At 42.2% G+C, this 15,226-nt stretch carries 14 protein-coding genes and 1 pseudogene; 11 read left to right on the forward strand and 4 right to left on the reverse strand.

Annotation, left to right across the window (positions count from 1 at the left end; translation table 11 throughout):
* Positions 1-55: 55 nt before the first annotated feature.
* Positions 56-2,053: a methionine--tRNA ligase gene (gene metG / locus KX728_RS03915; protein ID WP_215804751.1), complete on the forward strand. Its 1,998-nt coding sequence runs from the start codon at positions 56-58 to the stop codon at positions 2,051-2,053.
* 16 nt (positions 2,054-2,069) lie between these two features.
* On the opposite strand, the gene KX728_RS03920 is transcribed toward metG, so the two are convergent.
* The 3 genes from KX728_RS03920 to coaA all read right to left on the reverse strand — a co-directional run bounded on the left by KX728_RS03920 (position 2,070) and on the right by coaA (position 3,880).
* On the reverse strand, positions 2,070-2,603 hold the full coding sequence (locus tag KX728_RS03920) for a DNA topology modulation protein (protein ID WP_125328397.1): 534 nt from the start codon (positions 2,601-2,603) through the stop codon (positions 2,070-2,072).
* Between the two features lie 52 nt (positions 2,604-2,655).
* On the reverse strand, positions 2,656-2,892 hold the full coding sequence (rpsT, locus tag KX728_RS03925; RefSeq protein WP_001274000.1) for a 30S ribosomal protein S20: 237 nt from the start codon (positions 2,890-2,892) through the stop codon (positions 2,656-2,658).
* 67 nt (positions 2,893-2,959) lie between these two features.
* Complete coding sequence (coaA, locus tag KX728_RS03930; protein ID WP_215804750.1) at positions 2,960-3,880, reverse strand: type I pantothenate kinase; 921 nt, start codon at positions 3,878-3,880, stop codon at positions 2,960-2,962.
* A gap of 201 nt (positions 3,881-4,081) precedes the next feature.
* Between coaA and KX728_RS03935 the strand changes: the two genes are divergently transcribed.
* The 9 genes and pseudogenes from KX728_RS03935 (at position 4,082) to KX728_RS03975 (ending at position 12,437) form a co-directional block, all read left to right on the forward strand.
* Positions 4,082-4,486 carry a hypothetical protein gene (locus KX728_RS03935; protein WP_215804749.1) on the forward strand — a complete coding sequence of 135 codons (405 nt, stop codon included), beginning with the start codon at positions 4,082-4,084 and terminating at the stop codon, positions 4,484-4,486.
* 202 nt (positions 4,487-4,688) lie between these two features.
* On the forward strand, positions 4,689-5,279 hold the full coding sequence (locus KX728_RS03940) for a class I SAM-dependent methyltransferase (protein WP_215804748.1): 591 nt from the start codon (positions 4,689-4,691) through the stop codon (positions 5,277-5,279).
* Positions 5,276-6,553, forward strand: a complete 1,278-nt coding sequence (locus KX728_RS03945; protein ID WP_215804747.1) for a pyrimidine-nucleoside phosphorylase — start codon at positions 5,276-5,278, stop codon at positions 6,551-6,553. The genes KX728_RS03940 and KX728_RS03945 overlap by 4 nt, the downstream gene beginning before the upstream one ends.
* Before the next feature lie 19 nt (positions 6,554-6,572).
* On the forward strand, positions 6,573-7,235 hold the full coding sequence (deoC, locus tag KX728_RS03950) for a deoxyribose-phosphate aldolase (protein ID WP_215804746.1): 663 nt from the start codon (positions 6,573-6,575) through the stop codon (positions 7,233-7,235).
* Positions 7,222-7,611 carry a cytidine deaminase gene (locus tag KX728_RS03955; RefSeq protein WP_000246111.1) on the forward strand — a complete coding sequence of 130 codons (390 nt, stop codon included), beginning with the start codon at positions 7,222-7,224 and terminating at the stop codon, positions 7,609-7,611. The genes deoC and KX728_RS03955 overlap by 14 nt, the downstream gene beginning before the upstream one ends.
* An 89-nt stretch (positions 7,612-7,700) precedes the next feature.
* Complete coding sequence (locus tag KX728_RS03960) at positions 7,701-8,756, forward strand: BMP family lipoprotein (RefSeq protein WP_049477645.1); 1,056 nt, start codon at positions 7,701-7,703, stop codon at positions 8,754-8,756.
* A gap of 136 nt (positions 8,757-8,892) precedes the next feature.
* Positions 8,893-10,428 carry an ABC transporter ATP-binding protein gene (locus KX728_RS03965; protein ID WP_219108679.1) on the forward strand — a complete coding sequence of 512 codons (1,536 nt, stop codon included), beginning with the start codon at positions 8,893-8,895 and terminating at the stop codon, positions 10,426-10,428.
* On the forward strand, positions 10,421-11,479 hold the full coding sequence (locus tag KX728_RS03970) for an ABC transporter permease (protein ID WP_000038688.1): 1,059 nt from the start codon (positions 10,421-10,423) through the stop codon (positions 11,477-11,479). The genes KX728_RS03965 and KX728_RS03970 overlap by 8 nt, the downstream gene beginning before the upstream one ends.
* A gap of 2 nt (positions 11,480-11,481) precedes the next feature.
* A pseudogene (locus tag KX728_RS03975) lies at positions 11,482-12,437 on the forward strand (ABC transporter permease).
* 34 nt (positions 12,438-12,471) lie between these two features.
* On the opposite strand, the gene plsY reads toward KX728_RS03975, so the two are convergent.
* Positions 12,472-13,113 carry a glycerol-3-phosphate 1-O-acyltransferase PlsY gene (gene plsY, locus KX728_RS03980; RefSeq protein WP_049550356.1) on the reverse strand — a complete coding sequence of 214 codons (642 nt, stop codon included), beginning with the start codon at positions 13,111-13,113 and terminating at the stop codon, positions 12,472-12,474.
* Positions 13,114-13,248: 135 nt separating this feature from the next.
* On the opposite strand from plsY, the gene parE reads away from it, so the two are divergent.
* Positions 13,249-15,192 (forward strand): DNA topoisomerase IV subunit B, encoded by a 1,944-nt coding sequence (parE, locus tag KX728_RS03985; RefSeq protein WP_000037293.1) that lies wholly within the window; start codon positions 13,249-13,251, stop codon positions 15,190-15,192.
* Positions 15,193-15,226: the final 34 nt, after the last annotated feature.

The raw sequence follows: 15,226 nt of genomic DNA on the forward strand, positions 1-15,226 counted from the left end.
ATGATATAATGAAGTGTTAGAAAAACAGGTTTCATTTGCCTGGAAAGGAAAAATTATGTCTGAAAAGAATTTTTATATTACAACACCGATTTACTATCCATCTGGTAAACTTCATATCGGTTCTGCCTACACAACCATCGCTTGTGATGTCCTAGCTCGCTACAAACGCCTCATGGGCTACGATGTCTTTTATCTGACAGGTCTTGATGAGCATGGTCAAAAGATCCAACAAAAAGCGGAAGAAGCTGGCATCACACCACAAGCCTATGTTGATGGCATGGCAGTTGGCGTCAAAGAACTCTGGAAATTACTCGATATCTCATATGATAAATTTATCCGTACAACTGATGATTACCATGAAAAAGTGGTAGCACAGGTCTTTGAGCGCTTGCTTGCTCAAGATGATATCTACTTGGGTGAATACTCTGGTTGGTATTCAGTTTCAGATGAGGAATTCTTTACAGAAAGTCAGCTTGCGGAAGTTTTCCGTGATGAAGCTGGAAATGTGACAGGCGGTATTGCTCCATCAGGTCACGAGGTTGAATGGGTTTCAGAAGAGTCTTATTTCCTTCGCCTCAGCAAATACCAAGACCGTTTGGTTGAATTTTTCAAATCACATCCTGACTTCATTACTCCAGATGGTCGTCTTAATGAAATGTTGCGTAACTTCATCGAGCCAGGTTTAGAAGATTTGGCAGTTTCTCGTACAACCTTTACCTGGGGTGTGCCAGTCCCTTCCAATCCAAAACACGTTGTCTATGTTTGGATCGATGCCCTTCTTAACTATGCGACTGCTCTTGGTTACGGTCAAGACGATCATGCTAACTATGATAAATTCTGGAATGGAACGGTCTTCCACATGGTCGGAAAAGACATTCTTCGTTTCCACTCCATCTACTGGCCAATCCTTCTCATGATGTTGGATATGAAATTGCCTGCCCGCTTGATTGCCCATGGTTGGTTCGTCATGAAAGACGGCAAGATGTCTAAGTCTAAAGGGAATGTCGTTTATCCTGAAATGTTAGTAGAGCGTTATGGACTGGATCCACTTCGTTACTACCTCATGCGTAGCCTTCCTGTTGGTTCAGATGGAACCTTCACTCCTGAGGACTACATTGGCCGTATCAACTATGAATTGGCCAATGACCTTGGAAACCTCCTTAACCGTACGGTTTCTATGATTAACAAGTATTTTGATGGGCAAATCCCTGCCTATGTAGAGGGTGTGACTGAATTTGATAATGCTCTTGCTGAGGTTGCAGAGCAATCTATCTCTGACTACCATACACACATGGAAGCAGTTGACTATCCACGTGCTTTAGAAGCAGTATGGACTCTTATATCACGTACCAACAAATACATAGATGAGACAGCCCCATGGGTCTTGGCTAAGGATGAAGAGCACCGTGACCAATTGGCAAGTGTCATGAGCCACTTGGCAGCCAGCCTTCGTGTCGTAGCTCACATGATTGAGCCCTTTATGATGGGAACTAGTCGCGCTGTATTGGCACAACTTGGTCTAGCAGAAGTTTCTAGCCTAGAAAACTTGAGCTTGGCAGATTTCCCTGCAGGTGTGACTGTTGTTGCCAAAGGAACACCAATCTTCCCGCGTCTCGACATGGAAGAAGAGATTGCCTATATCAAGGAACAAATGGAAGGCAACAAACCAGCCGTCGAAAAAGAATGGAATCCAGATGAAGTTGAACTCAAACTCAACAAGGAAGAAATCAAGTTTGAAGACTTTGATAAGGTCGAAATCCGTGTTGCAGAGGTCAAAGAAGTGTCTAAAGTAGAAGGTTCTGACAAGTTGCTCCAATTCCGCCTCGATGCAGGTGATGGCGAAGACCGTCAAATCCTCTCAGGAATTGCCAAATACTATCCAAACGAACAAGAATTGGTCGGCAAGAAGGTCCAAATCGTTGCCAACCTCAAACCACGCAAGATGATGAAAAAATATGTCAGTCAAGGAATGATCCTCTCAGCTGAACATGAAGGCAAATTAACCCTTCTCACAGTTGATCCAGCTGTACCAAACGGAAGTGTGATTGGCTAATAGCAAAAAACCAACGTTATACACGTTGGTTTTTCTTGTTATGCGCGAGATTTTCTAAGAAGTAATCCATCTCCTTTTGCGACCGGAGGACAATTACTTTCTCAGGGTAGGTTTCTTGAACCCGTTGATAGCGTTCTTTAGCATGTTTTGTCCGCCCATCCCAGAGAATCCATCGGATAAAATCCCAGTCAAAGCGTTCAGGACAGCCTGCTGCCATACTTTCTCTGACTTTACCTCGGTATGTGAGATACCGTTTAAAGGCTCGAAAGAGACAAGTCCATGGGGAAAAGTTGAGAAAGATGATTTGGTCAGCTTCCAGCATTCTTTCTTCATAGCAACACCAAGAGTAGTTGCCGTCGATGACCCAAGCTTCGTGCTTTGTGAGAAAGTTTTTCATCTCGGTCAACATCCATTCGCGGTCACTGTCTTGCCAACCAGGTTGAAATTGAAGTGTATCCATATGCAGTTTGGGGATGGAGTAGTAGTTTGACAACTTTTCAGCTAGAGTTGACTTGCCAGCTCCAGAATATCCTATGATTGCGATTTTCATTTTCTACCTTTTCTGATTAGAGGACAAAAAAACAGCCTCTATGGACTGTTTCTTATTTAGCAAGTTTAGCTGAAAGACGAGCTTTATCGCGGCTTGCTTTGTTTTTATGAATCAAACCTTTAGTTTCTGCTTTGTCGATAGCTGAGCTAGCAGCACGGAAAAGTTCTTCAGAAGGGTTTGCTTCGAAAGCTTTGATAGCAGTACGCATAGCTGATTTTTGAGCTGAGTTTTTTTCGTTTTGTTTAACGTTCAATTCAGCGCGTTTGATAGCTGATTTAATGTTTGCCAATGTTCTTACCTCCATATTTACTAACTATACCATTATATATGAAAACTTAGGTTTTGACAAGGGGAAATTATTTTTTTAGGTAAATTTCATCGATTTCATGGTTTTTAGTCTTGTGGAGAATGACCTCGGCGCGATTCCTTGTTGGTTCGATATAGTTTTGTAGATTTGTGAGATTAATACTGGTCCAAACCTGGTGTGCAAAGGATTCAACTTCTCCAATTGGCATTTGCGTAAAGCGGTGGTAGTAGCTGTTGGGATCATTTTGGGCAAAGCTGAGCAGTTTCAAGAAACGATCCAGATACCAGCTTTCAATATCCTCGACAGCAGCATCCACATAGATGGAGAAATCAAAGAAATCAGTGATGTAAAGACGCTCATTTTGAGGATTTTGAAAGACATTAATCCCCTCTACAATGACAAAGTCAGCAGCTTTGACACATTGTTTCTCCCCAAGAACGATGTCATACACTTCATGAGAATAGACAGGAATATCGACATCTTGGCCATTTTTTAGGCGATCAAGAAAATTCAGCAAGGCTTCCATATCATAACTTTCAGGAAAACCTTTGCGATTTAAGATATCTTGGTCAATCAAGATTTGATTGGGATAGAGAAAACCGTCAGTTGTCACCAATTCTACAGTAGCATCTGGGAGAGTACGTGATAGAAGAATCTGAAGTAAGCGACTAGTAGTCGATTTCCCGACAGCAACACTTCCAGAAACCCCAATGATAAAAGGTTGGGATTTGCTTTCACGTTGGAGGAAAATTCCTTTTGAAAATGCCAAATCATCCTTAGTGCGCTTGTAAATATGGATAAGATGAACAAGGGGAAGATAGACGTCCGTTACGTCCTGCAGACTAATCTGGTCATTGAAACTCTTGATGGATTCTAACTCTTCCTCTGTCAAGGGAGGGGTTGTTTTGCGATGCAATGATTGCCAAGTCTGGCGACTGATTTTTTCAAAATGTAAAAATTCGTTGGTCATTTGTTTTCCCCTAGATATTTTGTTAATCATACCATAAAAAGCTAAAAAAATAAAGCGGTTTCTTGATGGTAGTAAGTCAATATCGTATAATAGAGGTAGATGGAGGTTGAATAATTTAATGATGAGATAGGGAATTGTTTCTGAAGACTTATCAATTATTAAAAGTGGGATTTTTAGTTCGCAACTTATAGGAGGTATACAATGAAAATTTTGAGATGTTACATATTGGAACTCTGTTTTATTTTAAGTTTTACACTACCTTTTATAAGGGGAGCAAATGCGGATAATGGGAGACGCTTTGTAGAAACCTACTACGGCTTTACCTTCTTAATGGATCATCTCCTTGTAACAGTTGTCTTTATCTGTTCACTCTTGATTGCTTGGCTAGTAAAAAAGCAGTGGACAAAATGGCTTGCTGCTGGTAGTTATCTATTTTTGATTTTGTGGATTGCTACAGAAGGATATCTATTCCGTATGTCACTAGATGATTTGATACGACTTTGGACAAGTTTGGAAATCTTGACACAAACTTATCAGTTGGGTTTTTATCTAAACATCATATTGGGAATCCTATTGATAATAAAGTATTTTAAGGTTAAGAAATAGTAATAAAAATGCGCCTGATTGCAGACGAACTGTTTTTTCCTGACTATGATAATTTGTAGTTCCTGATAGATTGTAATGTATTTCTGATAATTGAAAGAGATTGAAGAAAAGGTTTTTTGACTAAGATTCTTCAGTCTTTTTCACTTTATCATCACTTTGTAAACGATTTACAATTCAAGCCAAATTATGGTAAAATAGTTTTATGAGTAAAATGTATTATGCAGAAAATCCTGATGCTGCTCACGACATTCATGAGTTGAGAGTGGAGTTGTTGGGAGAAAACATGACCTTTTTGACGGATGCGGGGGTTTTTAGCAAGAAAATGGTTGACTTTGGGAGTCAGCTCTTGCTCAAGTGCCTAGAGGTCAATGAAGGAGAGAAGGTCCTTGATGTGGGCTGTGGATATGGGCCATTGGGTTTGTCATTGGTCAAGGCTTATGGAGTTCAGGTGACCATGGTTGATATTAATAATCGCGCCTTGGACTTAGCACGACAAAATGCCGAAAGAAATAGAGTAGAAGCGGAGATTTTCCAATCCAATATCTATGAACAAGTTGAAGGGAAGTTTGACCATGTTATTTCCAATCCGCCGATTCGAGCGGGTAAACAGGTTGTTCATGAGATTATCGAAAAGAGCAGAGATTTCTTGAAAGACGGAGGAGATTTAACCATCGTCATTCAGAAAAAGCAAGGAGCTCCAAGTGCTAAAAATAAGATGGAAGATGTTTTTGGCAATTGTGAAATCGTAAAGAAAGATAAGGGATATTATATCCTTAGAAGTGTGAAAGCATGAGAGCAGTTGATTTAATCCAAAAGAAACGAGATGGTCAAGAACTGACTGCAGCTGAAATCAAATGGTTGGTAGAAGGCTATGTGGCTGGAACTGTTCCAGACTATCAGATGTCTGCTTTTGCTATGGCTGTTTATTTTAAAGGAATGACCACACGTGAGATTTCTGATCTGACGATGAATATGGTCAAGACAGGTCAGGAGTTTGACTTGTCAGCTATTGATGGGGTTAAAGTTGATAAGCACTCTACTGGTGGTGTAGGTGATAAGGTGACCTTAGTCTTGGCTCCACTTGTTGCGAGTTTCGGTGTGCCCGTTGCTAAAATGAGTGGTCGTGGTCTCGGCCATACTGGTGGAACAATTGATAAATTGGAGTCCATTAAGGGCTATCAAGTCGAGCGAAGTCAAGAAGATTTTATTCGTCAGGTACAGGACATTGGTGTATCTGTCATTGGGCAGTCAGATCAGCTGGTTAAAGCAGACAAACTTCTCTATGCCCTCCGAGATGTGACAGCAACTGTCGACACGATTCCTTTGATTGCTAGTTCTGTCATGAGCAAGAAAATTGCTGCTGGGGCGGATGCTATTTTGCTAGACGTAACGGTCGGTGAGGGTGCCTTCATGAAGACGGTTGATGAGGCGCGCAAATTAGCTCAAACCATGGTGGATCTTGGTAAGGCAGTTGGTCGAAAGACGGTAGCAGTCATTACCGATATGAGCCAACCCTTGGGAAGAGCCATTGGCAATCGTCTCGAAATCCTTGAGGCAATCGAGATTCTTCAAGGAAAAGGCCGAGAAGATATTAGTCACTTTATCTGCGAGCTAGCTCAGATTATGCTTGGCTTGGCTGATGTTGAGAAAACGATCGAGGAAATCCGTCAACACCTGGAAAATGGCCAAGCACTGGCTAAGTTTGAAGAAATGGTAGCAGCACAAGGCGGTGATTTAGAAGATCTCTATCGCCCCGTCAAAGTTGCCCATGTGGTGGAAATCCATGCTCAAGAAACGGGTGTTATTTCAGCCCTTCCAGCTATGGAATTTGGGCTCTATGCCATGAGACTAGGAGCTGGTCGTGCAGTCAAGTCTGATGACTTGGACTATGAAACAGGGATTGTTTTTGAAAAGAAAGTTGGAGATTCCGTTCAAAAGGGTGAAATTGTTGCAAAAGTTTATACAAATGGAAAAATTTCTTCTGAACTAGTTACAGAATTTCAAAAATATGTTAAAATAAATGATGGAGTGCAAAGTTTACGAGAAATTATAGAAATTATCTCATAAAACCAGGGAGAATCCGAATATGAAGTTAAATAAATATATTGATCATACGCTTTTAAAGCAAGATGCAAGCCAAGAACAAATTGATCGTTTGCTATCTGAAGCGCGTGAGTATGACTTTGCCAGCGTTTGTGTTAATCCCACATGGGTTAAACATGCGAAAACAGGGCTTGAAGGCTCAGATGTAAAAGTTTGTACAGTAGTAGGTTTTCCTTTGGGAGCAACAACTTCAGCTGTGAAAGCTTTTGAAACAAAGGAAGCTGTCCAAAATGGTGCAGATGAGATTGATATGGTTATCAATGTCGGTGCCCTCAAATCAGGCAATCTGGATTTGGTTGAATCGGACATCCGTGCTGTCGTAGAAGCAAGTGGTGACAAGCTGGTGAAAGTCATTATCGAAGCTTGCTTGTTGACAGACGATGAAAAGGTTGTGGCCTGCCAATTATCCCAGAAAGCAGGCGCTGACTTTGTCAAAACATCAACTGGATTTTCAACTGGTGGTGCCACTATTGAGGATGTTCAGTTGATGCGTGAAACAGTCGGGCCAGATATGGGAGTTAAGGCAGCTGGTGGAGCTCGTTCATATGCAGATGCTGTCGCTTTTGTGGAAGCAGGCGCTATCCGTATCGGAACATCTGCTGGTGTAGCGATTTTAAAAGGAGAATTGGCAGATGGCGACTACTGAGTTAATTGAACTAGCAATTGAAACCAGCAAACAAGCCTATGTCCCCTATTCTCATTTTCCCATAGGTGCTGTTTTAGTAGCCAAGGATGGTAGTATTTATACGGGTGTGAACATCGAGAATGCTAGTTATCCCTTGACTAATTGTGGAGAACGTACTGCTATTTTTAAAGCAGTTTCGGAGGGGCAACGAGAGTTTTCAGAATTGATTGTCTACGGACAAACTGAAAAACCCATCTCGCCATGTGGTGCTTGTCGCCAGGTCATGGTTGAATTTTTTGAACAAGATCTAAAAGTGACTTTAGTCGCTAAAGATAAATCGACGGTCGAGATGACGGTCGGGGAGTTACTTCCATACTCATTTACAGACTTAAACTAGTCTGAGTCACTCTCTGAGTGACGCGGTCCTTGTGGCCAACCAATCCATACTTGCAACATCGTTGCACATCTTATTTAGGAGGTTCAGTAATGAACAAGAAACAATGGCTAGGCCTTGGTCTAGTTGCAGTAGCAGCAGTTGGACTTGCTGCATGTGGTAACCGCTCTTCTCGTAACGCAGCTTCATCTTCATCAGAAATGAAGACCAAAGCAGCAATCGTAACAGATACTGGTGGTGTTGATGATAAATCATTTAACCAATCAGCTTGGGAAGGTTTGCAAGACTGGGGTAAAGAACACAATCTTTCTAAAGATAAAGGTTATACTTACTTCCAATCAACAAGCGAAGCAGACTATGCTAACAACTTGCAACAAGCGGCTGGAAGTTACAACCTGATCTTCGGTGTTGGTTTTGCCCTTCACAATGCAGTTGAGGAAGCAGCAAAAGACCACTCTGACCTAAACTATGTCTTGATTGATGATGTGATTGAAGGTCAAAAGAATGTTGCGAGCGTAAGATTTGCGGATAACGAAGCAGCTTACCTTGCTGGTGTTGCAGCAGCGAAAACTACGAAAACAAAACAAGTTGGTTTTGTAGGTGGTATCGAATCTGAAGTTATTTCACGTTTTGCAGCTGGATTCAAAGCTGGTGTTGAGTCAGTAGACCCATCTATCAAAGTCCAAGTTGACTACGCTGGTTCATTTGGTGATGCTGCCAAAGGTAAAACAATCGCAGCAGCTCAATACGCTGCCGGTGCAGACGTTGTCTACCAAGCAGCTGGTGGTACAGGTGCTGGTGTCTTTGCTGAAGCAAAATCATTAAATGAAAACAAAAATGAAGACGAAAAAGTTTGGGTTATCGGTGTAGACCGTGACCAAGCAGCAGAAGGTAAATACACTTCTAAAGATGGTAAAGAATCTAACTTCGTTCTTGTATCTACATTGAAACAAGTTGGTACAACTGTAAAAGATATTGCCAACAAAACAGAAAAAGGTGAATTCCCTGGTGGACAAGTGATTGTTTACTCATTGAAAGATAAAGGGGTTGAGCTAGCAGTAACAAACCTTTCAGAAGAAGGTAAAAAAGCTGTTGAAGATGCAAAAGCTAAAATCCTTGACGGAAGCGTAAAAGTTCCTGAAAAATAATGGATAAAAGTCATTTCTTAGGAAGCGGCCATCGGTCGCTTCTTTAAGAATTGAGGCAATTTTTGTCTCAATAAAGCTTGTTAATGTGATTAGCAGGTTTTATTGAAATAAAATAAACCTCTGAAAGGAAGAGCACATGGCACACGAAAATGTCATTGAGATGCGGGATATTACCAAGGTGTTTGGTGAATTTGTAGCAAACGACAAAATCAACTTGCAACTGCGAAAAGGTGAAATCCATGCACTTTTAGGAGAAAATGGAGCGGGTAAATCCACTCTGATGAATATGCTGGCAGGACTTCTTGAACCAACGAGTGGTGAAATTGTGGTGAATGGTCAGGTTGTAAAACTAGACTCACCATCTAAAGCCGCTGGTCTTGGAATTGGGATGGTTCACCAACATTTCATGTTGGTTGAGGCTTTTACAGTAGCTGAGAATATCATTTTAGGAAGTGAAGTCACTAAAAATGGTGTTCTAGATATAGCTGGTGCTACTAAAGAAATTAAGGCTCTTTCTGAACGTTATGGTTTGGCAGTGGATCCAGCTGCTAAGGTGGCGGATATTTCCGTTGGTGCCCAACAACGTGTAGAGATCTTGAAAACACTCTATCGTGGTGCTGATATCCTTATCTTTGACGAACCTACAGCCGTATTGACTCCTTCAGAGATTGATGAGTTGATGGCAATCATGAAAAACCTTGTCAAAGAAGGGAAGTCTATCATTTTGATTACCCATAAACTGGATGAGATTCGTGCGGTATCCAATCGAGTGACGGTTATCCGTCGTGGGAAATCAATCCAGACAGTTGAAATCGCAGGGGCAACAAATGCGGACTTGGCAGAAATGATGGTTGGACGCTCAGTCTCCTTTAAAACGGAAAAACAAGCACCACAACCCAAAGAAGTGGTCTTGTCTATCAAAGACTTGGTTGTCAATGAAAACCGCGGTGTACCAGCTGTGAAGAATCTTTCTTTGGATGTTCGTGCTGGGGAGATTGTCGGTATTGCAGGTATTGATGGCAATGGTCAATCTGAACTCATTCAAGCCATTACAGGTCTTCGTAAGATTGAGTCAGGTAGCGTTGAATTAAAAGGCAAATCAATCGTAGGGATGCATCCTCGACAAATTACAGAACTAAGCGTGGGGCACGTTCCTGAGGACCGTCACCGTGATGGCTTGATTTTGGAGATGATGATTTCAGAAAATATCGCTCTTCAAACCTACTACAAAGAACCACTCAGCAAGAATGGTATCTTAAACTATGCAAATATCACTTCACATGCTAAGAAATTGATGGAAGAATTTGACGTCCGTGCGGCAAGCGAATTTGTTCCAGCAGCAGCTCTTTCAGGAGGAAATCAACAAAAAGCGATTATCGCTCGTGAGATTGATCGAGATCCTGATCTCCTTATCGTCAGCCAGCCAACTCTTGGTTTGGATGTCGGTGCCATTGAATATATCCACAAACGTTTGATTGAAGAGCGTGATAACGGGAAGGCTGTCCTTGTTGTCAGCTTTGAATTGGATGAGATTTTAAATGTCTCAGACCGAATTGCTGTTATTCACGATGGTAAAATTCAAGGTATTGTATCGCCAGAAACAACTAACAAACAAGAACTTGGTGTCTTGATGGCAGGTGGAAACTTGGGAAAGGAGAAGAGTGATGTCTAAAAAATTACAACAAATTTCGGTTCCCTTGATTTCCGTATTCTTAGGAATCTTGCTCGGAGCCATTGTCATGTGGATCTTCGGATATGATGCTATCTGGGGTTATGAGGAGTTGTTCTATACAGCTTTCGGTAGTCTTCGTGGAGTTGGTGAAATTTTCCGTGCCATGGGTCCTCTTGTCTTGATAGGTCTTGGTTTCGCAGTTGCCAGTCGAGCAGGTTTCTTTAACGTTGGACTTCCTGGTCAAGCACTTGCAGGCTGGATTCTCAGTGGTTGGTTTGCCTTGTCAAATCCAGATATGCCTCGTCTCGTTTTGATTCCATTGACAGTGATCATTGCTTTGATCGCAGGTGGAATTGTTGGTGCGATTCCAGGTATCCTCAGAGCCTATCTCGGTACGTCAGAGGTTATCGTGACCATCATGATGAACTACATTGTATTGTATGTGGGAAATGCCTTTATTCATGCCTTTCCGAAAGATATTATGCAAAGTACAGACTCAACGATTCGTGTTAGTGCCAATGCTACTTACCAGACACCATGGTTATCAGAGTTGACTGGAAATTCCCGTATGAATATTGGAATCTTCTTTGCAATCATTGCTGTAGCTGTGATTTGGTTCTTGCTCAAGAAAACGACTCTCGGTTTTGAAATTCGTGCAGTTGGTCTTAATCCCCATGCTTCAGAGTACGCTGGTATTTCAGCAAAACGTACAATCATTCTATCAATGATTATCTCTGGTGCCTTGGCTGGTCTTGGTGGGGCGGTAGAAGGTCTTGGAACCTTCCAAAACGTTTACGTTCAGGGATCATCATTAGCTATCGGATTTAACGGGATGGCAGTTAGTTTGCTTGCTGGAAATTCACCAATTGGAATTCTCTTTGCAGCCTTCTTATTTGGTGTTCTACAAGTTGGTGCACCGGGTATGAACGCAGCGCAAGTTCCGTCTGAGCTTGTCAGCATTGTAACAGCGTCTATTATCTTCTTTGTCAGCGTTCACTACATTATCGAACGCTTTGTCAAACCTAAAAAACAAGTTAAAGGAGGTAAGTAAGGATGTCTATTACAACATTACTCACCCTCTTGGTCTCTTCTATGCTGATTTACTCAGCACCACTTATTTTTACGAGTATCGGAGGAGTTTTCTCTGAACGTGGTGGTGTCGTTAACGTCGGTCTTGAAGGAATTATGGTTATGGGAGCCTTTTCTGGGGTTGTCTTTAACCTTGAGTTTGCAGAACAACTTGGAGCGGCGACTCCTTGGATTTCCTTGTTAGTTGCTGGTATCGTGGGAGCTATTTTCTCCCTCATCCATGCCGTCGCTACAGTTCATTTCCGTGCAGACCATGTTGTCAGTGGTACAGTATTGAACTTGATGGCTCCTGCCCTAGCAGTTTTCTTGGTTAAAGTTCTTTATAACAAAGGGCAAACGGATAACTTAAGCCAGACTTTCGGACGTTTTGATTTCCCAGTTTTGGCTGATATCCCTGTGATTGGAGATATCTTCTTCAAGTCAACAAGTTTGCTAGGTTATATCGCGATTGCCTTCTCATTCCTTGCATGGTTTATTCTCTTTAAGACACGTTTGGTCTTCGCCTTCGCTCTGTTGGTGAACACCCTCAGGCAGCGGATACCTTGGGGATCAATGTCTACAAGATGCGATATCTTGGGGTTATTATTTCAGGATTCCTAGGTGGAATTGGGGGAGCAATTTATGCTCAATCCATTTCAGTTAACTTCTCAGTGACAACTATTATCGGTCCTGGATTTATCGCCCTTGCTGCGATGATCTTTGGTAAATGGAACCCAATTGGTGCTATGCTTTCTAGTCTTTTCTTTGGACTTTCACAAAGTTTGGCAGTTATCGGTTCTCAATTACCTTTCCTACAAGGAGTTCCAGCGGTTTACCTTCAAATCGCGCCTTATGTCTTGACCATTCTTGTCTTGGCAGCCTTCTTTGGAAAAGCAGTTGCGCCTAAGGCAGATGGTATCAACTACATCAAGTCAAAATAAGCATACAAAAAAACGCCAGTTTCAAACTGGCGTTTTATTTATTAGGATTTTGATGGGTTAGGTTCAATCCCCAAGGGACAAGATTTTCAGTTTTATTTTTGATACGTATGATATTATCCTTGTGACGAATGATAATCAAGCTAGCAAGTGCTAGGATAATCAGAATGAAGAGAGGGTCATAGCTACTCAGGATAAATCCAAATAGTGGAAATAGGAGAACTCCGATAACGGCTGCAATAGAAGCAGTAACGCTTGATAGTGAAATCATACTACCTAGATAGAGGCTTCCAAAGAATACGATTGCTAGATAAAAACAGAAAACAGGCGCAAATCCGAAAATCACTCCAGCACTGGTTGCGACAGCCTTGCCACCTTTAAATTCTGCAAAGATAGGAAAGGTATGTCCAATTACGGCCAAAAGACCAAAGACAAGAGGTGATACACCTTGAAGGTGGAAAAGGATTGGAAGGAGAGTGGCCAAGGTTCCTTTAAAGAAATCAATCACAAAGGTTGCCATACCCGCTTTCTTACCTAAAATTCGGAAAGTATTGGTTGTTCCGGTGTTTCCAGAACCATGTTCACGCAGATTTGTTTGAAAGAAGATTTGTCCAATCCAAAGACCAGACGGAATCGAACCTAGCAGATAAGCTAAAATTAATAATACAAATGTCATCATAGTACTATTATACCATGAAATGGTATAGAAAGTCAGAGAATATCCTGTGAAATTGTGACAGCTGAAAGGGAAAAGCTTTGCAAAATCGCTAGAAAACCTGTAAAATAGAAAAGATGAACAAATAGGAGGTTCCTTGTGTCAAAAAAGGAAATCAATATTAATAACTACAATGATGACGCCATTCAGGTGCTAGAAGGGTTGGATGCGGTCCGTAAACGTCCAGGGATGTACATTGGATCGACCGACGGAGCAGGTCTCCATCACCTAGTCTGGGAAATCGTGGATAATGCGGTTGACGAAGCCTTGTCTGGATTTGGTGATCGCATCGATGTGACGATTAATAAGGACGGGAGTTTAACGGTTCAAGACCACGGACGTGGGATGCCAACGGGAATGCACGCCATGGGAATTCCAACTGTTGAAGTTATCTTTACCATTCTCCACGCTGGAGGGAAATTCGGTCAAGGTGGCTATAAGACATCTGGAGGTCTTCACGGAGTCGGTTCTTCGGTTGTTAATGCCCTCTCAAGTTGGTTGGAAGTTGAAATTACCCGTGACGGTACAGTCTACAAGCAACGTTTTGAAAATGGCGGGAAACCCGTCACAACCTTGAAGAAAATTGGTACAGCACCCAAGTCTAAGACCGGTACCAAAGTCACTTTCATGCCTGACGCGACGATTTTCTCTACGACTGACTTCAAATACAATACCATTTCAGAACGACTCAATGAGTCAGCCTTTCTCTTAAAAAATGTGACCTTGTCTTTAACAGATAAGCGAACAGATGAAGCAATCGAATTCCATTATGAGAACGGGGTACAAGACTTTGTTTCTTACCTCAATGAAGACAAGGAAACCTTGACGCCAGTCCTATACTTTGAAGGCGAAGACAATGGTTTCCAAGTGGAGATTGCCCTCCAGTACAATGATGGATTTTCAGATAACATTCTATCCTTTGTCAATAACGTTCGTACTAAAGATGGTGGAACACATGAGACAGGACTCAAGTCTGCCATTACCAAGGTTATGAATGACTATGCGCGCAAGACAGGACTTCTCAAGGAAAAAGATAAAAACCTTGAAGGGTCAGACTACCGCGAGGGACTAGCAGCCGTTCTTTCTATTCTCGTTCCTGAAGAACACCTCCAGTTTGAGGGTCAGACCAAGGATAAACTGGGGAGTCCACTAGCTCGTCCGGTTGTGGATGGAATTGTGGCTGATAAGTTGACCTTCTTCCTTATGGAAAATGGAGAATTGGCTTCCAATCTCATTCGCAAGGCTATCAAGGCGCGTGATGCTCGTGAGGCAGCTCGCAAAGCGCGTGATGAGAGCCGAAATGGTAAGAAAAATAAAAAAGACAAGGGCTTGCTTTCTGGTAAATTGACTCCAGCCCAGTCTAAAAACCCTGCAAAGAATGAACTCTACCTAGTCGAAGGAGATTCTGCCGGTGGTTCTGCCAAGCAAGGTCGTGACCGTAAATTCCAAGCTATCTTGCCTCTTCGTGGCAAGGTTATCAATACAGCCAAGGCTAAGATGGCGGATATCCTCAAAAATGAAGAAATCAATACCATGATTTATACCATCGGTGCTGGTGTTGGAGCAGATTTCTCACTTGAAGATGCCAACTATGACAAGATTATTATCATGACCGATGCCGACACCGACGGTGCCCATATCCAAACTCTTCTTTTAACATTCTTCTACCGTTATATGCGTCCGCTAGTTGAGGCAGGCCATGTCTATATCGCCCTTCCTCCACTTTACAAGATGTCCAAAGGGAAAGGTAAGAAAGAAGAAGTGGCCTATGCTTGGACGGATGGTGAGTTAGAAGAACTTCGCAAGCAGTTCGGTAAAGGCGCTACGCTCCAACGCTATAAAGGTCTTGGTGAGATGAATGCAGACCAACTCTGGGAAACAACCATGAACCCAGAAACGCGTACCCTCATCCGTGTCACTATCGAAGACCTAGCACGCGCTGAACGTCGCGTCAATGTCCTTATGGGAGATAAGGTCGAACCACGCCGTAAGTGGATTGAGGATAATGTCAAGTTTACGCTTGAGGAAGCGACTGTGTTTTAAGGGGCATGAATAATGGTTGATTCAGGATATTCGA

The organism is Streptococcus oralis, from assembly GCF_019334565.1.
Taxonomy (GTDB): Bacteria; Bacillota; Bacilli; order Lactobacillales; family Streptococcaceae; genus Streptococcus; species Streptococcus oralis_CR.